At 70.0% G+C, this 17,846-nt stretch carries 16 protein-coding genes; 7 read left to right on the top strand and 9 right to left on the bottom strand.

The window, feature by feature from the left end:
- Nucleotides 1-32: 32 nt before the first annotated feature.
- The gene (locus VFZ09_RS03325; protein WP_329725989.1) at nucleotides 33-2,228 is read left to right on the top strand and encodes a hypothetical protein; all 2,196 of its coding nucleotides are present in this window, start codon (nucleotides 33-35) and stop codon (nucleotides 2,226-2,228) included.
- A 4-nt stretch (nucleotides 2,229-2,232) separates the two neighbouring features.
- Here VFZ09_RS03325 and VFZ09_RS03330 read toward each other — a convergent pair whose 3' ends face one another.
- Complete coding sequence (locus VFZ09_RS03330; RefSeq protein ID WP_329725990.1) at nucleotides 2,233-3,630, bottom strand: FHA domain-containing protein; 1,398 nt, start codon at nucleotides 3,628-3,630, stop codon at nucleotides 2,233-2,235.
- A 219-nt stretch (nucleotides 3,631-3,849) separates the two neighbouring features.
- On the opposite strand from VFZ09_RS03330, the gene VFZ09_RS03335 reads away from it, so the two are divergent.
- On the top strand, nucleotides 3,850-5,424 hold the full coding sequence (locus VFZ09_RS03335) for a sigma-54-dependent Fis family transcriptional regulator (protein WP_329725991.1): 1,575 nt from the start codon (nucleotides 3,850-3,852) through the stop codon (nucleotides 5,422-5,424).
- Here VFZ09_RS03335 and VFZ09_RS03340 read toward each other — a convergent pair.
- Entirely contained in the window at nucleotides 5,390-5,845 is a 456-nt protein-coding gene (locus VFZ09_RS03340; protein ID WP_329725992.1) for an FHA domain-containing protein, read from the bottom strand. The two genes, VFZ09_RS03335 and VFZ09_RS03340, sit on opposite strands and share 35 nt — an antisense overlap.
- Nucleotides 5,846-6,031: 186 nt before the next feature.
- Between VFZ09_RS03340 and VFZ09_RS03345 the strand changes: the two genes are divergently transcribed.
- Entirely contained in the window at nucleotides 6,032-7,642 is a 1,611-nt protein-coding gene (locus tag VFZ09_RS03345) for a sigma-54-dependent Fis family transcriptional regulator (protein ID WP_329725993.1), read from the top strand.
- 74 nt (nucleotides 7,643-7,716) lie between these two features.
- Here VFZ09_RS03345 and VFZ09_RS03350 read toward each other — a convergent pair whose 3' ends face one another.
- The 5 genes from VFZ09_RS03350 to VFZ09_RS03370 form a co-directional block, all read right to left on the bottom strand.
- Nucleotides 7,717-8,217 (bottom strand): GGDEF domain-containing protein, encoded by a 501-nt coding sequence (locus tag VFZ09_RS03350; RefSeq protein WP_329725994.1) that lies wholly within the window; start codon nucleotides 8,215-8,217, stop codon nucleotides 7,717-7,719.
- Between the two features lie 12 nt (nucleotides 8,218-8,229).
- The gene (locus VFZ09_RS03355; protein ID WP_329725995.1) at nucleotides 8,230-8,847 is read right to left on the bottom strand and encodes an EcsC family protein; all 618 of its coding nucleotides are present in this window, start codon (nucleotides 8,845-8,847) and stop codon (nucleotides 8,230-8,232) included.
- Nucleotides 8,848-8,862: 15 nt separating this feature from the next.
- The gene (locus tag VFZ09_RS03360; RefSeq protein ID WP_329725996.1) at nucleotides 8,863-9,306 is read right to left on the bottom strand and encodes a hypothetical protein; all 444 of its coding nucleotides are present in this window, start codon (nucleotides 9,304-9,306) and stop codon (nucleotides 8,863-8,865) included.
- 106 nt (nucleotides 9,307-9,412) lie between these two features.
- Nucleotides 9,413-9,805: an aspartate 1-decarboxylase gene (panD, locus tag VFZ09_RS03365; RefSeq protein WP_329725997.1), complete on the bottom strand. Its 393-nt coding sequence runs from the start codon at nucleotides 9,803-9,805 to the stop codon at nucleotides 9,413-9,415.
- A gap of 98 nt (nucleotides 9,806-9,903) precedes the next feature.
- A complete protein-coding gene (locus VFZ09_RS03370; RefSeq protein WP_329725998.1) occupies nucleotides 9,904-10,746 on the bottom strand; it encodes an LEA type 2 family protein in 843 nt (280 codons plus the stop codon).
- 89 nt (nucleotides 10,747-10,835) lie between these two features.
- Here VFZ09_RS03370 and VFZ09_RS03375 point away from each other — a divergent pair, with 89 nt between their 5' ends.
- The 3 genes from VFZ09_RS03375 to VFZ09_RS03385 are packed head-to-tail and all read left to right on the top strand — an operon-like array spanning nucleotide 10,836 to nucleotide 14,258.
- On the top strand, nucleotides 10,836-12,353 hold the full coding sequence (locus VFZ09_RS03375) for an alpha/beta hydrolase (RefSeq protein WP_414640668.1): 1,518 nt from the start codon (nucleotides 10,836-10,838) through the stop codon (nucleotides 12,351-12,353).
- Between the two features lies 1 nt (nucleotide 12,354).
- Nucleotides 12,355-13,089: an ATP-binding cassette domain-containing protein gene (locus VFZ09_RS03380; RefSeq protein WP_329726000.1), complete on the top strand. Its 735-nt coding sequence runs from the start codon at nucleotides 12,355-12,357 to the stop codon at nucleotides 13,087-13,089.
- The gene (locus VFZ09_RS03385) at nucleotides 13,086-14,258 is read left to right on the top strand and encodes an ABC transporter permease (protein ID WP_329726001.1); all 1,173 of its coding nucleotides are present in this window, start codon (nucleotides 13,086-13,088) and stop codon (nucleotides 14,256-14,258) included. Before VFZ09_RS03380 ends, VFZ09_RS03385 begins: the two co-directional genes overlap by 4 nt.
- A 78-nt stretch (nucleotides 14,259-14,336) precedes the next feature.
- Here VFZ09_RS03385 and VFZ09_RS03390 read toward each other — a convergent pair whose 3' ends face one another.
- Both VFZ09_RS03390 and VFZ09_RS03395 read right to left on the bottom strand, forming a co-directional pair.
- Nucleotides 14,337-14,465 (bottom strand): hypothetical protein, encoded by a 129-nt coding sequence (locus VFZ09_RS03390; protein WP_329726002.1) that lies wholly within the window; start codon nucleotides 14,463-14,465, stop codon nucleotides 14,337-14,339.
- 61 nt (nucleotides 14,466-14,526) lie between these two features.
- Nucleotides 14,527-16,359: a hypothetical protein gene (locus tag VFZ09_RS03395; protein WP_329726003.1), complete on the bottom strand. Its 1,833-nt coding sequence runs from the start codon at nucleotides 16,357-16,359 to the stop codon at nucleotides 14,527-14,529.
- Nucleotides 16,360-16,654: 295 nt separating this feature from the next.
- On the opposite strand from VFZ09_RS03395, the gene VFZ09_RS03400 reads away from it, so the two are divergent.
- Nucleotides 16,655-17,842 (top strand): HlyD family secretion protein, encoded by a 1,188-nt coding sequence (locus tag VFZ09_RS03400; protein WP_329726004.1) that lies wholly within the window; start codon nucleotides 16,655-16,657, stop codon nucleotides 17,840-17,842.
- The last annotated feature ends 4 nt before the right edge of the window (nucleotides 17,843-17,846 follow it).

The following is a 17,846-nucleotide window of genomic DNA, read 5'->3' on the forward strand; positions in this document are numbered from 1 at the left end:
TGCGGGGGCCATTCTGGTGCAGGCTTGTGTCCATGGCGTTGGAACGGGTCCGGTCCTGGTGGCGGGGCGAGACGGCACAGCCCCTGCGTCCCGTGGTGGAGTGGCTGGGCCGCTACCCGCTGCTGGTGGTGCTCCAGTTGCTGCCCGTCTGCATCGTCTGGGGTGGGTTCGAGTCGCTCGGGTTGCCGCGCCTCTTCCTGCATGACGTGCCCCGGGTGACGTTCGTCGCGGGCTTCATGGCGGCGATGTTGTTGGGGCAGTTGTGCTTCGTGGGCTACCTGCTGGACGCGGACGAGAAGTGGGCCCTGGCGCCCCGGCGGGGCAAGCCGGGTGGGGTGCCGCCCTCCGTCCGTTGGTACTTCTTCCGCACCGGGACCTATCCCGCCTGGCTGGTGGTGCTCAGCATCCCGAGCCTCATCGACCGGCAATTCGCCTTCCTCTTCGGCATCCTGTCCGCGCTGTGCGTCACGCTGCTGCTCACGCGCGGCGCCGAGTGGTTGCAGCGCTGGTGTGAGTCGGACCGGCAGCGCCACGGGTGGCTGCGGTGGATAGAAGCGACGTTCTTCCGCAGGCGCTCGACGCTCATCGTGGTGCTGCACGTGCTGCAGGGCGGGCTGCTCGCCATCTTCCTGCTGGGCTACCTGCTGGTGGCCGCGCACGTGGCCTTCACGGGCAACCACGGGTGGGTGTCACCGGCCGTGGTCATCTGCGTGGCGATCGGCCTGGTCGGCGCCCTCTACGGCGCCATCCGCTTCTTCTTCCCCGAGCGGCACATGGGCGCGCTCCTCGTCTCGGGCGTCCTGGTGGTGTTCACCGGGCGGGGCTGCGCGGACATCTCCTATTACGACGAGCTGGCCCTGTCCCAGCCGCCCGCGTACGCGGGAACGAGCCTCGCGCCTCCCCGTGACGCGGGGCTGCTGGGGGACGAGGCCGTGCTGGACGCGTGGCTCGCGCGCATGCGGGCCGAGCCCCCTCCCGGCGCGGCGTGGCCCACGCAGGGCGAGGTGCAACCCGCCTCGGGGCAGGCGGTGCCTCGCTGCGAGCCGGGGCCGAGGCCTCGGCTGGCCCTGGTGTCGACGAGTGGCGGCGGCATCCGCGCCGCGGCGTGGACGGCGCACGTGCTCTCCAGGCTTCAGGGCCCGGACGGGGTGCCGGGCTTCCACCGCTACGTGCGCCTCGTCACCGGGGCCTCGGGCGGCATGGTGGGGGCGGGCACCTGGGTGACGGGGCTCTACCCCCAGGGCATGGCGGCTCCGGACGCGCTGCCCATGATGATGCAGAAGGACAGCCTGTCGTCGGCGGCCATCGCGCTGATGCTGCCCTTCGGCGAGGGCCGCGGCCGGGCGCTGGAGAACGCCTGGGTGCGGCACACGGACGGCCTGCTGGGGCGCACCTTCGGGGACCTGCGCCAGGGCGAGGCGGAGGGCTGGCTGCCCTCGCTGGTGTACTCGCCGATGCTGGTGGAGGACGGACGGCGGCTGCTGGTGAGCAACCTGGACCTGTCGGCGCTGACGTCCTCGGAGGCGAGCTCGCTGGTGGTGGAGCGCAACGGCGACGGGCCCCAGGAGAAGGCGCTGTCCCGCCTGTCCCTCTCCGGGGTGCAGCTCTTCCAGCTCTTCCCCCTCAAGCAGCGGGCCTTCCCGGTGGCGGCCGCGGCGCGCATGAGCGCGTCGTTCCCCTATGTCAGCCCGGCCAGCTCGCTGCCCACCTCGCCGCGCGTGCGCGTGGTGGACGCGGGCTACTACGACAACTACGGCGTGGACCTGGCGGTGCAGTGGCTGCACGCCCATCGCCAGTGGGTGCGCGAGTGCACCTCGGGCGTGGTGCTCATCCAGATTCGGGATCATCTCGGCAACGGCCGGCGCACGAAGCTGCAGGTGGCTCCGGCGGACGGGCTGCTGGGCGGGCTGACGTCACCGCTGGAGGCGGTGCTGCGGGCGCGCGAGTCCAGCATGTCCTTCCGCAACGATGAGCTGCTGAGCCTGGTGCAGGACGAGCTCAACGCGAGCGAGCCGTGCTTCTTCACCACCGCCATCTTCGAGCTCGGCGAGACGGCCCCGCTGAGCTGGGCGCTGACGAATCATGACGTGGCGCGGTTGGAGCACGCGGCGTCCAGCTCCGCGCTGCGCGAGCGGGTGGCCGCGGTGCGCGAGTGGCTCACCGCGGGCCCGGATGCACAGCAGCGGGCCCGCGAACGCGGCTTGTGTCCCGGAGGACGCGAGCTGTAACCCCTCAGACGCCGGGGATGACGGGGCGCAGCGCCGCGGCGAACTCCTCCTCGCCCTCGTAGACGGGGTGCCGCACCCACGTACGCGCTTCCACTCCCCCGCGCAGCAGTTGCGTGCCCGTCTCGTGCTCCAGCGTCCACTCCGGCACGTCTCCCACCAGGTACTCCACGCCCCACGGCGAGGCGCACTCCTCCCAGTCCTCCTGGGGAAGGTTGCCCCACGGGTAACGCCGCCCGTCCGTTCCGCGTGCCGACATCTCCCACTCGTCCGCACTTGGGAGGCGGATGTGCGCATTCTCGATCTTCGAGAACTCCTCGCACAGGCGCTCGGCCTCCTTGAAGGAGCCGAGCCACACCTGCTCGTGGTCAAGCTCGACACGGGTGGGTTGTGGGTTACCCACCCACTTGGCCAGACGCCTGTCCACAGGCACCTGGGCCACGAAGAAGCCGGGGGAGGTGACGCGGCGCACGGGGTTGGCGCCCAGCAGGTGCTCCACGGGGGCGATCCACCGCAGGGGCAGCCCGGAGCGCTCCAGGAAGAAGCGGCCGTCCTGCTGCACCACGCCCCGCGGCAGCTGCCGGGGCATCTTGCCCATGGTGAGGGCCGTGGTGAGCGAGTACAGCAGCATGGACGCCGGGTCCGTCACCTCCAGCTCGCCCCTCAGCAGCTTCCACAGCGGCTTGAGCGGATCCCTCCCCGGCACACTGTCCCCTGGGTGACGGCGCTCCTGGAGGTATCGGATGACCCCCTGCCAGAGGGCCTCGAGGAAACGGCGCTCGCGCGGCTCGTCCACCTCCTGCAGCAGGGTGGGCAGGTCCGAGGACTGGAGGGCGGGCAGAAGGTCACGGGCCCGCAACTTCGCTGCCGCCAGCACCGCCGTCATGCGGACTTCCAGGTCCGAGTCCTTCAGGGCCGCGCGCAGCACCTCGTCGAAACGGGGGTTGGGACCCTGCTCCAACATCAGCCAGCGCAGCGCCTGCCGCCGCTCCTCGAGCGTGGACAGACCCCGGGACACCACCGTGTTCTCCCGGGATTCTCCGGGCTCCTGCGTGGGCCCTGGGTATGGACGGACCCCCAGCTCCTGGGGCGCGGCGGACAGCCCGCGGCCCACCAGGGATTGCACCCGCAGGACGTACGGGCCAATGACCAACTCGTCCTCGAACTTCAGCACGCTGGGGTGGGCCACTGGCCTCCCATTGAGCCACGTTCCGTTCTTCGAGCCTTCGTCCAACACGATGGCGGCTCCCTCGATGGCGACCAGTCTGCAGTGGGTGCGCGAGACGCTCCCGTTATCGAGCACGAGATCGTTCGTCGGATCCCTCCCGATGGCGATCTCTCGCGAAGCCAGGGTGCCCGTCTTCATGCTGCTCTCTCCGATGAGCCCGACAGTGATGTTGAACACGCGTGCTCCTCTGGGTGGAGGGTGGGGGAAGGCCGGTCCAGCTCTCCGGCTGCCTCCGAAACTCCAAGCACGATGCGTGCCAACTACTAGGCTTTACGGACTACCCCGTACATCCGGACCTTTCCGGGCCCGGCGGGGCCCCCTATACCCCGAGTCGCCGACAGGTGCCTGTCAAAACTGCTATCAATCGTGACAGTGGCGCAGCAGGCGGGAGGGCCGATGACGACCGGAGATGGTGAGTCACCCCCCACCCCGGGCGGGCCCTCGCGCAGCAGGACCTGGCAGGCGCTCCCGTCGACGCGCCGGGAGGACGAGGCGTCCGCCGGCGACACCCGCAACGAGCGGTTGCAGCGCGAGCCCCGGGAGGCCAGCGCGGAGCAGCCCCGGGGCTGGGAGGTGCCCTACCGGGAGCCCCGGGCCCTGCTCGTGCAGCGCGAGGGCATTGAAGACCTGACGGTGCCGCTGTACCCGGACCGTTCGTACGTCTTCGGGCGGGCCCCCGAGTCCACCGTCGTCTTCCCCAATGACGCGGTGTCGCGGCAGCACGGGCGGCTGTCCTTCCGCGAGGATCAGCGCTGGGTGTACCGGGAGCTCAACTCGAAGAACGGGAGTTTCCTCGGGCGCCAGGAGGAGCAGAGCGTGGTGGACGCCCGCCTGCACTTCCAGCGGGTGGGCCCCTCTCGCGACCAGGTGCTGGAGGCCGGGGACGTGGTGCTGCTGGGCAACGGCAAGAGCCGCATCACCCTGCTGGCGGAGGTGCCGCCGGGCGTGGAGGCCGGCCCGCGCCCGGGGAAACAGGTCTCCTCCGCCACGATGGAGTTGGAGCGCTCCATCGAGCGCTGTGCCCGCCACCACCTGCCGGTGTTCCTGTTGGGGAAGTCGGGCACGGGCAAGACGTTCATCGCGCGGGAGATCCACCGCCGCAGCGGCGTGGAGGGCAACTTCGTCATCCTCAACTGCGGACGGCTGCCCCAGGACATCAACGCGCTCACCAGTGAGCTGCTCGGACACGTGAAGGGCGCGTTCACCGGGGCGTCGCTCGCGCGGGTGGGCAAGCTCTACAGCGCCAACGGGGGCACGCTCTTCCTGGACGAGGTGGAGTTCCTCTCCAGCGTGGCGCAGGACTTCCTGGTGGACGTGCTGGAGGGCACGGGCGGACTCGCGCCGCTGGGCGCCCCCGCGGACTTCCGCGAGCCCCCGCCGCGCTTCCGGCTCATCTCCGCCTCCAAGGTGCCCCTGCGGCAGACGGCGCTGCGGCAGGATCTCACGCAGCGGCTCGCCACGGGGGACTTCATCATCCTGCCCACGCTCGAGGAGCGGCACGAGGACATCCCCCACCTGGTGGAGAGCTTCCTGCACCAGCTGAGGGTGGAGCAGCAGTACGACGCCGAGCTCACCCGCGAGGCCATCGCCTTCCTGCAGAAGGCGAGCTGGCCGGGACAGATTCGCGAGCTGGAGTCGACGGTGCGCACGGTGGTGGCCCGCGAGGCGGCACAGCAGGAGCTGGAGGGACTCGCGCGCCACCGCACGCTCGTCACGCTGGAGTCGGTGCGGACCTACCTGCGGCAACGGGAGCTGGGCTTCGGCGGCCCCGTCTCCGAGTCCGTGCAGCAGGTGACGCGGCCCTCGAAGGAAGGGCTCGCGTCCGTGCGCAAGCGCCCGAGCGACCTGACGGGCGAGGACATCCGGCGTGCCCTGGAGAAGCACGAGGGCAACAAGACGCGGGCCTCGGTGGAGCTGCGCGTCGCGCTCAACACCCTCAAGGCGCGGATGAAGGCGCTCGGCATCGAGTGACGAAGCGGGGCAGCGGCACCGGCAGCCGCTGGAGGTGGGCCCAGTCGAGGAAGGGCTCGCGGTGCGCGGGCCGGGCCGGCGGGAGTGGCTCCGCGTGCAGGTGCGTCCGCCCGGTGGTGCAGCGGCCCACGAGCGACTGCACCCGCAGCACGCAGTGGCCCACGACGAGCTCATCGTGGAAGGCGAGGAACGTGGGATGGGTGAGGGGCTCGCCATTGAGCCAGGTGCCGTTGCTCGAGCCCTCGTCCATCACCACGGCTCCGCCCTCGACGGCCACCAGCCGGCAGTGCACGCGCGAGACGAGCTCGTCCTCGAGCACCAGGTCGTTCTCCGCCGCCCGGCCGATGCTGACCTCGCGCGATGCCAGGGTCCCCGTCTTCCGCTCACTCGTTCCGAGCCGCCCGACAGTGATGACGAACATGGTGTGCCCTCCTGGTGGATGGACCCTGCTGGAGCACGGTCCGTGCCGGGCGTGACGCGAGGGAGAATCCCGAGTTGTTTCAAGGACTTGTGATAGGTCGCAGCGGGGTGACAGGGGGACCTGTCAGCATGGACTCGTCAAAGCTGCTATCAACTCTGATGGCAATCAGCCGAAGGGGGGCGCCGCATGACGACCCGGGAGAGGCGTGGCGAGGAGCAGGGCGGGCAGGAGCAGGCGGAGGAGGGCGGAGCGCTGAACGGCCCCTCGCTGGAGAAGACCAGCATCTCCATCCAGGCCATCACGGACCCCGCGCTGGAGGAGACGCCGGAGGACGGCCTGTCCAGCACGAGTGATGGCCGGCTGAGGACGTTGGGCGCGCCGGCCCCCGCGCAGGAGGTGGAGGCGGCGCCGTACCGCGAGCCCCGGGCGCTGCGCGTCCAGCGGGAGGGCATCGAGGATCTGATCGTCGCGCTGTATCCGGACCGCTCGTACGTGTTCGGACGGGCGCCCGAGTCCACCGTCGTCTTCCCGCACGACGCGGTGTCGCGGCAGCACGGGCGGCTGTCCTTCCGCGAGGACCACCGCTGGGTGTACCGGGATCTCAACTCACGCAACCACAGCTTCCTGGGCCGCAGCGACGTCCAGGTGGAGGGCGACGAGCGCAGGCACTTCCAGGAGATCCGCGCCTCGAGGGACCAGGTGCTGGAGGCCGGAGACGTGGTGCTGCTGGGCAATGGCAGGAGCCGCATCACCCTCCTGGAGGAGGTGCCGCACGGACTGGTGGCGGGCTCGCGCTCGCAGCAGGGGAAGTCGCCCGAGACGGTCCGGCTCGAGCGCGCCATCAACGTCTGTGCCCGGCACCAGCTCCCGGTGTTCCTGCTGGGGAAGTCGGGCACGGGGAAGACGTACATCGCGCGGGAGATCCACAGCCGCGGCCGGCTCGAGGGCAACTTCGTCATCCTCAACTGCGGCCGGCTGCCCCAGGACATCAACGCGCTGACGAGCGAGCTGCTCGGACACGTGAAGGGCGCGTTCACGGATGCGTCCTACGCGCGAGTGGGCAAGCTCTACAGCGCCAACCGGGGCACGCTCTTCCTGGACGAGGTGGAGTTCCTGCCGCGCATCGCCCAGGACTTCCTGGTGGACGTGTTGGAGGGCACCGGCAACTTCGCGCCGCTGGGGGCTCCCGCGGACTTCCGCGAGCCGCCACCTCGCTTCCGGCTCATCTCCGCCTCCAAGGTGGCGCTCCAGCAGACCGGGCTGCGGCCGGACCTCACGCAGCGGCTCGCGACGGGGGACGTCATCATCCTCCCCACGCTCGAGGAGCGGCGCGACGACATCCCGAGTCTGGTGGAGACCTTCCTGCACCGGCTCAAGGTGGAGCAGCAGTACGACGCCGAGCTCACCAGCGATGCCATCGCCTACCTGCAGAAGGCGAGCTGGCCGGGGCAGATTCGCGAGCTGGAGTCGACGGTGCGCACGGTGGTGGCCCGCGAGGTGGCGCTCCAGTCGCTCGAGGGAATCGAGCACCGGCGGACCGTCATCACGCTGGAGGCGGTGAAGACGTATCTGGGCCAGAGGCAGATGGGCTTCGAGGGCGAGGGTTCCGCATCCATGGCTCGGGTGACCCTGGAGGTGCCCGTGACCGCGTTGCGCAAGCGGCCCGTGGACCTGACCGCGGAGGACCTCCGGGAGGCACTGGCGAAGCACCAGGGCAACAAGACCCGCGCCGCGCAGGAGCTGGGCATCGCGGTCAATACGCTCAAGGCCCGGATGAAGGCGTTCAGTATCGAGTGAGTGAACACGGTGGGCCGCCGGGCACATGCCCTGACTCGCGCCCATTTCCCCTCGCCCGGAGGGCGAGGGAGTCATCAGCGCACCACCACCCGGTTCCGCCCCGCCTGCTTCGCCTGGACGCACGAGGCCTCCGCTGCCTCCAGCAGGTTGCCGTAGGGCTCTCCGGGCCTCAGCCCCGCGATTCCCACCGACACCGTGAGCTGGAAGCCACCCGTCTGCGAACGGAACCGCCGGTCCGCGAGCCGCCGGCGCAGCCCCTCCGCCAGCCTCACGCTCATGTGCGGCGCCACCGCGTACAGGCTCGCCGCGAAGGCATCTCCCTCCATCCGGCCAATCGGCCCCCGCCCGTCCAGCTCCGCCGCGAGCTCGTCCACCAGCCCGCTCAACGCCGCGTCCATCGCCTCGCGGCCGTGCGCGTCGTTGCCTTCCTGCGTCTCGTCCACGTCCACCCAGAGCACCGTCAGCGGCATCCGCGCCAGCGTCGCGTCCGACACGGCTTTCGCCAGCAACGACTCGAAGTAGGGGCGCAGGTAGGCCCCCGTGCTCGGACAGACTTGTGGGGCGCGTTCAGTCATCGGCGAGTGGACTCAGCCCGCCTTGCGCGAGGCCGCCTTCGTCTTCGCGTGCGCCTTGTCGAAACCCTCGTAGAAGCGCACCGCGTGGTCTCCCACCTTCTGGATGTGCTGGTTGTTCAGGTACGCCGTCACCGGCGCCGCCACGAACGGCATCGCCCGCCCCAACGTCTGCAGGCCTCCCTTCGTCAGCAACACCTCCGCCACCTTCCCCAACACCCTCGGCCCCGAACGCTGAATCGGCCCCACGCCCGTCGTGTACCCGTACAGGTCCAACAGCTCGTTGCGCGCCCGCTCGCTCTTCAGGTTCACCTTGTACAGCGTCGCCACGTCCACCAGCAGCGTCAGCTGCAGCCACGCCATCACCGTCAGGTCCGCCGGCAACCCCAACAGCCCGAACGCCCCGAACACCCCTCCCGTCATGCTCGCCACGTGCTTCTTCTCGTCGATCATCCGCTGCGCCCGCTCGCGCAGCCCCGCCGACGGATAGCGCTGCTCCAGCTCCAACACCCGCTTGCGCGCCTTCGGCACTTCCTGCTGCACCAGATCCGACAGCTTCGTGTCCGCCAGCTTCTTCAGCTCCGCGGGCGTCAGCTGCTTCACCTTGTCCGCGATGGGCTCATAGAAGGCCATTCGTCTCTCCCTCCCTCAGTAACCCCGCTCGGCGAGGTAAAGGTCCACCAGCGCGCCCTCTTCGTACCAGGCGTGACGCATCTCCGCGTTGAACCAGCGCGAGTCCGGCTTCGCCGTCCGCACTTCCAGCTTCACCCGGTTGGGCGCCGTGTCGATGACCGCCGCCCGCGCCTTGCACGCCCCGCCCGGCTCGTCACCATAGCCCCCCTCCAGGCACACCTCGTCCCCCACCGACAGCCGGCGCGTGTACTCGGTGGCCAGGTACTTCGCCTCGTCACAGTTGCCCCGCACCGACGAGCGCCCATGCTGCGCGCACCGGTCCTTCTGTGGCGAGCGCACCAGCGGCACCGCCCCCACGAGCGGATCCTCATCGTTGGGGTTGGGCCGGAAGGCCTCTTTGTCGGTGAGACAGCCCGCCAGCACCCACAGCAGGCCCGCGCAGGCCCAGGTCCACTTCATCGCTCGCTCGCCTCCGGGGCGGAGGACCGCCCTTCATGGACGCACGAGCATGGCAAGCCCGCGCCGGAGCGTAAAGCGGTGGGACGCACCGAGCGTCCAGCGCCGTTCAGGCGATGCGGCGCGCCGGACCCGGAATCTCCTCCGTCCGGCCGGGCACGATGCGGTTCTTCTCGTCCACGAACACCACCGTGGGCTTCCAGTTGAGCGCCTCGTGCTCCTCCACCTCGGCGAAGGTGGCCAGGATGACCAGGTCCCCCGGCTTGTTGAGGTGCGCCGCGGCGCCGTTGATGCAGATGACGCCGCTGCCCGCCTCGCCCTCCAGCGCGTACGTCTCCAGCCGCGTGCCGCGCGTCACGTTCCACACCGCCACCTTCTCGAAGGGCAGGATGTCGGCGGCGCGCAGCAGGTGGCTGTCGATGGTGACCGAGCCCTCGTAATCCAGGTCGGCCTGGGTGACGGTCGCACGGTGGATCTTCGACTTGAAGAGGATTCGGCGCATGGGGGGACCCGGAAAGATGCGGCGCAACCGTAACGGCTGAGGCGCCGGGGGACAACCTTCAATGACTCGTCCGCCCGGCTGCCCCCTCGCCCTCCCCGCTAACGCCGGAAATTCAGGAGTTGAGAAACGTCCAGGGGCACGTTCTGCCCGCCCGACACCAGCTTGCCGTCCCACTTCACCTGTGCGCTGCCGCCCGAGCGCAGGGCGCTGGCCGCGCTCGCCGCGCTCAGGAAGTTGATGGTCAGCGGCAGGGTGACCTGCTTCGTGCCACCGGGCTCCAGCAGGCCCAGGTCACCCGTGTTGAGGTTGCCCACACTGGCGCCGGCCACCTTCAGGCCACCGCTGATGCCGGCCACCGGCAGCGGGAAGCTGTTGCGGTTCTTCACCACGAGGGGGAACTCCACCGTGGCGCCCTGCAGCGTGACGTTTGTGATGCGCGGGGCCTCGAACTGCACCTGCGGAATCTTGGGGACCTCGAAGACGCCCTCGTGCTCCAGGGGGAACTTGAGCACGCCGATGGGCGTCTGGATGCCCAGGCTGCCCTGTGCCTTGTAGCGGGCGCTGTCCTTGGTGAGGAACGTCGTCACCACGGGGGCGATGTCCGCGAACTTCACGTTGGCCGGGAAGGTGAGCTCCGACTTGCCCCGGGCCGCGATGTTGAGGCCCTTGGGCGGCGTGCCGGCCACCACCTGCTTGTCCTCGACGAAGAAGGCGTAGTCGATGGAGGCCAGCGACAGCCCCAGCGGGTTGGGGTTTTCAATCTGGTAGACGAGGTCCACCGTGGCGTCGGAGAGCGAGGCCTGGGACAGCCGCGCCGTCTTGAAGGTGAGGCGGGGCTTCTGGAAGGCGTTCTTCAGCATCTTCTGCATCGAGGCGCAGCCAGCGAGCAGGACGAGGCCGAGGGTGGCGACGAGGAGGAGGGGTCGGTTCTTCAGGTTCATGGTCATGGGCATGTCAGCGGACGGATGAGCCGCCGGGCCATTCAAACCGGCTCGTGGAGCGGACCGCCACTCTCCGTGTGACAACATGCATGGGGCCGGGGAGCGGTGGTAAGTCTGGTGCCGTGAGAAAGCTCGACTCCGGTTCCCGGCTCCTCCTCGCCGCCCTGTGTGCCCTGCTGTCGCTGCCCGCCTGTACACGGAGTGCGGGTGCGGAGACCTCGCGCAAGATGGCCCTCGAGCCCTGCCGGCTGGAGGGCGTGGGACGCCAGGCCCTGTGTGGCACCCACGAGGTGTGGGAGGACCGCGCGGCGAAGAAGGGCCGCAAGGTGCCGCTCAAGGTGGTGGTGGTGCCGGCGCTCGCGGCCTCGCCCGCGCCGGACCCGCTCGTGCTGCTGGCCGGTGGCCCCGGACAGGGCGCCGCGAAGCTCGCCGGACACATGGTGCCCGTGCTCGAGCGCATCCAGCGCAACCGCGACCTCGTCTTCGTGGACCAGCGCGGCACCGGAGACTCGCGGCCGCTCGCGTGCGACCCCGTGCCTCCCGATGCGCCGCTGGCCAAACAGTTCGACTCCAACTTCTATGAAGAGGAGTTCCGCAAGTGCCTGGCGGGCTACGACGCGGACGTGCGCCTGTACACCACGCCCGTCGCCATGGACGACCTGGACGAGGTGCGCGAGGCGCTCGGCTACCAGAAGCTGAACCTGTACGGCGTCTCCTACGGCACGCGCGCGGCGCTGGTGTACATGCGCCAGCACCCGGAGCACGTGCGCACGGCCATCCTCGAGGGCGTGGCGCCCATGTCGCTGCTGCTGCCCCTCTACGTCGCGCGCGACAGCCAGCGCGCCCTGGAGCTCCTCTTCACCCATTGCGAGCAGGACGCCGAGTGCAAGAAGCGCTACCCGGACCTGCGGGGCCGCTTCGAGGCGCTGCTCGCGCAGCTGCAACAGGCTCCGGTGCACACGAAGGTGGAGCACCCTCTCACCGGCGTGCCCGAGGAGCTCACCCTCACCCGGGAGGGCTTCACCGGCGTGCTGCGCGGACTGCTCTACATGCCCGAGGCGGCGTCGCTGGTGCCGCTGGTGCTGGACAGGGCCACGCAGGGGGACTGGCGGCCGCTCGTCGCCATCCACCACAGCATGAGCAGCGGCATCAACGGCAACATGAGCCAGGGCATGTTCCTCTCCGTGGTGTGCGCGGAGGACGCGCCCCACATCACCCCCGAGGCCATCGAGCGCGAGACGAAGGGTACGTGGCTGGGCTCGGCCGGGGTGAGCAACCTGCTGCTGCCCTGCGCCTTCTGGCCGAAGGGCGAGCTGCCCAAGGACTACCGCGAGCCCGTGAAGTCCGACGCGCCGGTGCTGCTGCTCTCCGGAGAGTTGGATCCCGTGACGCCGCCCTCGTGGGGCGACGACGCGAAGAAGACGCTGACGCACAGCCTGCACGTGACGCTGCCCGGCGTGGGCCATGGGACGAGCTCCATCGGGTGCGCCCGCGCGCTGATGGAGGACTTCGTGAACCGCGGCAGCGTGGAGGGCCTCGCGTCGAAGTGTGGCGAGGGCCTCAAGCGTCCTCCCTTCTTCACCTCCTTCGCTGGCCCGGTGCCCTGACATGATCGAAGTGACGAACCTGCACAAGCGCTTCGGCGCGGTGACGGCGGTGGAGGACGTGAGCTTCCGCGCCGAGGACGGCGTGGTGACGGGACTGCTCGGGCCCAACGGCGCGGGCAAGACGACCACGCTGCGGATGCTCTACACGCTCATCCGGCCCGACAGGGGCAGCGCGAAGGTGGACGGGCTGGAGGTGGCGGACAAGCCGCTGGAGGTGCGCCGCTCCATCGGCGTGCTGCCGGACGCGCGCGGCCTCTACCCGCGCCTGACGGCCCACGAGCACATCCACTACGCGGGCGAGCTGCACGGCCTGTCGGGCGCCACGCTGGACAAGCGCATCGCCGAGCTGGTGGAGCTGCTGGACATGAAGGAGATCGAGCACCGGCGCACCGAGGGCTTCAGCCAGGGCGAGCGCATGAAGGTGGCGCTGGCGCGGGCGCTGGTGCACGGGCCTCGCAACGTGCTGCTGGACGAGCCCACCAACGGGCTGGACGTGATGAGCACGCGCGCGGTGCGCACGCTCATCCGCCGGCTCAAGGAGCAGGGGCACTGCGTGGTGTTCTCCAGTCACGTGATGCAGGAAGTGGCGGCGCTGTGCGACCGCATCGTGGTGGTGGCGAAGGGGCGGGTGGTGGCGGACGGCACTCCGGACGAGCTGCGCACGCGGACGGGGAAGGACAGCCTGGAGGAGGCTTTCGTGACGGTCATCGGCAGTGACCAGGGGTTGATGCAGTGAGGGCGCTCCTGACGGCGGTCTTCCGCAAGGAGATGAGGGACCATCTGCGCGACCGGCGCTCGGTGTCGAGCGTGCTGGGCGGCTCGTTGATGGGGCCCGTGCTCTTCGCGGTGATGTTCTCGGTGCTGGCCTCGTGGAACCGGCAGGACAAGCCGCTGGAGCTGCCCGTGGTGGGGCGGGCCCACGCGCCGAGCCTGATGGCCTTCCTGGAGCGCTACGGCGTCCAGCTGTCCGACGCTCCGCCCGACTACGAGTCGCGCATCCAGGCCGGCACGCTGGACGCGGTGCTCATCGTCCCCGAGGACTACGGGAAGGACTTCGCGGCGGGACGCTCGGCGAAGGTGCAGCTGGTGATGGACAACTCGCGCAACAAGGCGCGCTTCACCATCCGGCGGACCCAGGCGCTGCTGAGCCAGTACGCGGGAGTGCTCGGCACCCAGCGGCTGATGGCGCGCGGCGTGGCGCCCGAGCTGGCCTCGCCGGTGCGGGTGGAAGAGGTGGACCTGGCCACACCGGAGCGGCTGGCGGCGAGCATCCTCAACATGATTCCGCTCTTCCTCGTCATCTCCTGCTTCATGGGCGGGTTGAACGTGGCCATCGACACCATGGCGGGCGAGCGGGAGCGTGGCTCGCTGGAGCCGCTGCTGCTCAACCCGGTGCAGCGCGGGACGCTGGTGGTGGGCAAGTGGCTGGCCACCACGGTGTTCTCCTGCACCATGGTGGTGGTGGTGGCGGTGGCCTTCATGCTGGTGGCCAGGCGGGTGCCGCTGCAGGACCTGGGCGTGAAGGTGAGCCTGGACGCGGTGGCCGCCGCGGCCATGGTGGGCTCGGTGCTGCCCCTGGCGCTGCTCGCGTCGGCGATGCAGATGCTCGTGGCCACGTTCGCGCGCTCGTTCAAGGAGGCGCAGACGTACCTCCAGCTGCTCATGATGCTGCCCATGATTCCGGGCATGATGCTGGCGCTCTCTCCCATCCAGAGCCAGACGTGGATGTTCGTGGTGCCGGTGCTGGGCCAGGAGCTGCTGGTGTCGGAGCTGATGCGCGGCGAGCCGCTGGGCGCGCTGCCCTTCGTGCTGAGCACGGTGGGCTGCGTGGCGCTGGCCGCGGTGTGCCTGGCGGCCATCTCCCGGCTGCTGAGCGACGAGAAGATCGTCTTCGGCCGCTCCTGAGCCGCTCCCGAAGACACGGTCGCCAGCGGGCGGGGGCCCACCCACTGGCGGCTGGAGTCGAGCGCGTCTGTCCGGGGACTACTTCACCACGGTGGTTTTCTTCGGGAGGGTGGGGAAGCCTCCTCCAGGCAAGCAGCCGCGGCCGATGATGGAACCCGTCTGGATGGTGGACAACAGCCCGCCACGAATCGTCGTCTTGATCTTCATGTGTTCGCTCCCTGTGATGAGACCTTCACATGGATGGAGAGGCGAAACGGCGTTTGTGACTTCAATTCCCGGCGATGGAGCAGTGCGTGGTGTCCTCCGTGGTCTCGAGGGCGATGCCCACCTCGTCCCGGAGCACGTCCATCAGATGGGGCAGCACGCCGAAGGTGCCCACGCGCAAGCGGTGCTGGAGCGCGAGATCCTCGCTGGTGAGCTTGCGCTCCGGATGGGGCCGCTGGAGCAGCGCATTGACCTGACGCTGGACACCGTCCAGGGCCCGGAGCACCGGACGCTCGATGGCCAGGAAATCGGCGATGGCATCCGCCACCGTGTCGAGGACGTCCCTCCGGGTCCCCGAGGGTGAGCCCGCTCGCGCGTGGAGCAGCTCCCGGAGCAGCGTGCGGGTCCGCGCATCCATCTCGTCCCTCGCGGGCGTGAACACGTCCCGCAGGTGGAGCAGCGTGTCCTCCCGGAAGCCCCGCATGCCGCGCTGCGCCCGGTCGAACATCTCGATGTAACGGGCCTCGGCCCAGTCCCGCTGCGCCGCCTGCTCCATGCGGGTGGGCAGGATGAGCTCCCAGTCCCGCTCGACATGCTCCCGCAGCCGGCCCAGGACGCTGCCTGGCGCGTCCTCCACCGGGAGCAGGGCCTCGCGAATCACCTCGTAGGCGCGGGCCATGTAGCTCCAGAGGTTGAACTGGAGCGCGTAGAGCTGGAGCCCGAGCTGCCCGTAATCCACCGCCGCGGGGATGTCGGCGTTCCACTCCGGCACCGCGGGCGGCGCCCCCGTCACGGGCTTGCCCTCCATCAACGTCGCGAAGAGCTCCTCCACCATGGGCTGTGGACCCGCGCAGACGCCCCGGCCCGAGATGAAGAAGTTCCCGTACTCGACGAAGCGGTACAGCTCGGCCGGCGTGATGGGGGTGTCGTACGGCATCGGCCGCTCCGGGAGGAACATCAGGTAGGCCAGCACCATCCGCACGCCGTCCGTCACCCGGAAGATGGAGGACAGCACCGGCTCCAGCGTGCCGTTGGGCACGGGCGCGTTCCCTCGCATCAGCAACAGGGTCGGCAGCGCCAGCACGTCGCAGGCCAGGGCGTGCAGGTCCCCCATCCGCCAGCGCCCGTCCGGGAGCAGGGGGTAGCGCCGCAGGAACTCCTCGCGGACCCGGAGCAGTCCCTGCATCATCGGCTTCCAGTAGCGCGTCATCGCCTTGAGCGCCGTCACGTTCATCTGCGCCTCGTTGCGATAGCGGCTGCCCGGGTACTGGCACATGCGCCACTCCGTTGGAATCTTCATCCGCATGGCGTTGGGGAAGACGTTCATCTCCCCCACGTGCCGCCCCTCCGCATCCAGCGCCGGGTGGGCGATGCGATGCACCGGCATCACCGTCTCCAGATGGCCCAGCTCCAACGGCCGCCCCGTCAATCGCTCCATGACCCGGGCACAGTCCGGGTTCCACCACAGCGGCTCGGTGGGCGCTTCCCGCCGCGCCTCGTCCTCCATCAACTTCCGGTGGAACTCGCTCTCGGTGGGCGGCTTCCCCGGGGGCTCGCGCGTGAGGAACCCCTCGGCCAACAGGGCCTCGAGCAGCCGTTTCACCCGCTCCCAGGCGTAGGGCTCTCCCGTGCTCCACGCCGTGGCGCTGCCCGCCATGAACTGGTCCTGTTGCATCAGCGTCTCCCCGAAGGCGAACAGGTCCGGCTCATCGAAGGACACCTCGTCGTAGCCGAAGTGGATGAGCAGCTCCGGGTGGCCCTCCTCGTTCGTCACGTACTCGCTCGTGAAGCGGCGCCGCAGGGGCACGTACAACACCTCGTGCGGATCCAACGGCACGGCTTCCCGAGCGGATTCCTGCTCCACCTGGGGCTCCTGCGACACGGCTTCCTGATTCATGCGAGCGCTCCTGGGAGCGGGCCCGGGATGGTCACGCGCGCACGGGCCGCTCCAGACGAGGGTGGACCTCGAGGGGACTGAGCACCGGACAGGGCCTTTGTGATGCTCATTCCCGTGGGTCCGGCCTGCCTGGAGGGCGAGCGGGCTGAGCCTCACGAGCGGGGGCGTCCCTCACGAAGCCAGCGGGTGCCCTCCATCCCCGCGGTGCCGATCGGATGGGACAGTGCAATCACGCACGAGGGTGGGGGGGGGCTCATGAGGGTCCTCCGTGGGGTTCTCCATGAAGGTTGAAGGCTTGTTCCCACGCACATGGCGCGCGCTGCTGCGACGGCGGGGCCGGCCGGTGCTCTGGCTGCTGCCGGTGGGATTGATCGCCATCTGGGGCCTCTGGTTCCTCCAGGCCCGTGTCACCGTCTACGAGCGCAGCGCACAGGCCCGGCTGGAGCTCCATCGCGAGGTGTATGCGATCGATGCTCCCGTGGATGGGCAGGTGGTGGCCACGCAGGTGGAGCTCCACCGCTCCGTGCACACGGGAGATGTCCTCGTCGAGCTGGGGCATGACGAGCAGGCGCGCCAGGTGGCGGAGGCGGAGGCCTCGCTTCAGGGATTGGGCCCCCAGTTGGACGCCGCTCGCGCGGAGCTGGCGGCGGAGCAACTGGCACTGGTGGAGCAGAAGGGGCAGGGGACCGCGGGAGTGGAGGAGGCGCGGGCCCGGCTCACCGATGCCGAGGCGGTGGCGCGCCGCGCCCAGAAGGAGGCGGCCAGCTTCGAGCAGCTCTTCCAGCGGGGCGTGGTGAGCGAGATGGAGTGGAGCCGGGTCCGCACGGAGTGGGAGCGCTCCCAGGCCGCCGAGCAGGCCGCCCGGGCTTCCCTGATGCGGGTGAGATCGGAAGGGAGCCTGCAGTCCTCCGACCGGCTCACCCGCCTCGCCTCGTTGCGCGGGGAGATCGCCCGGCTCGAGTCGGAGGAGCGTGTCGCGCGCGCCACCCTGGAGCGTCTGCGCGACGAGCTGGAGGGCCGGATCGTTCGAGCGCCAGCGGACGGAGTCCTCGGCGAGACGAGCTCCGTGCGAGTGGGCGCGCAGCTGAAAGCGGGGGATCCCATCGCGACGGTCGTGGCGGGCGGGCCCGTGCGCATCGTCGCGCAGTTCACCCCGGAGGCCCTGGGGCGGATCCGCGAGGGCCAACGGGCGCGCATGCGGTTGGAGGGCTTCTCCTGGACGGAGTTCGGAATGATCGAGGCCTCCGTCGTCGCGGTGGCCAGTGAGGCGCGCGACGGCCTGGTGCGGGTCGAGCTGTCGGTGGACGAGCTGCCACGAGGCATCCCGCTCGAGCATGGTCTGCCAGGCACCATCGAGGTCGCGGTGGGCGATTCCACGCCGATGCGGCTCGTGCTCCGCACCATGGGGCAGGGACTCGATGGCCCGGCTCGGGCCTCGGCTCCGGCGCAGGCGCGGGTCCAGCAGCCGAAGGGCGGGAGCTGAGTCC

Source organism: Archangium sp., assembly GCF_036277355.1.
Classification (GTDB): Bacteria; Myxococcota; Myxococcia; order Myxococcales; family Myxococcaceae; genus Archangium.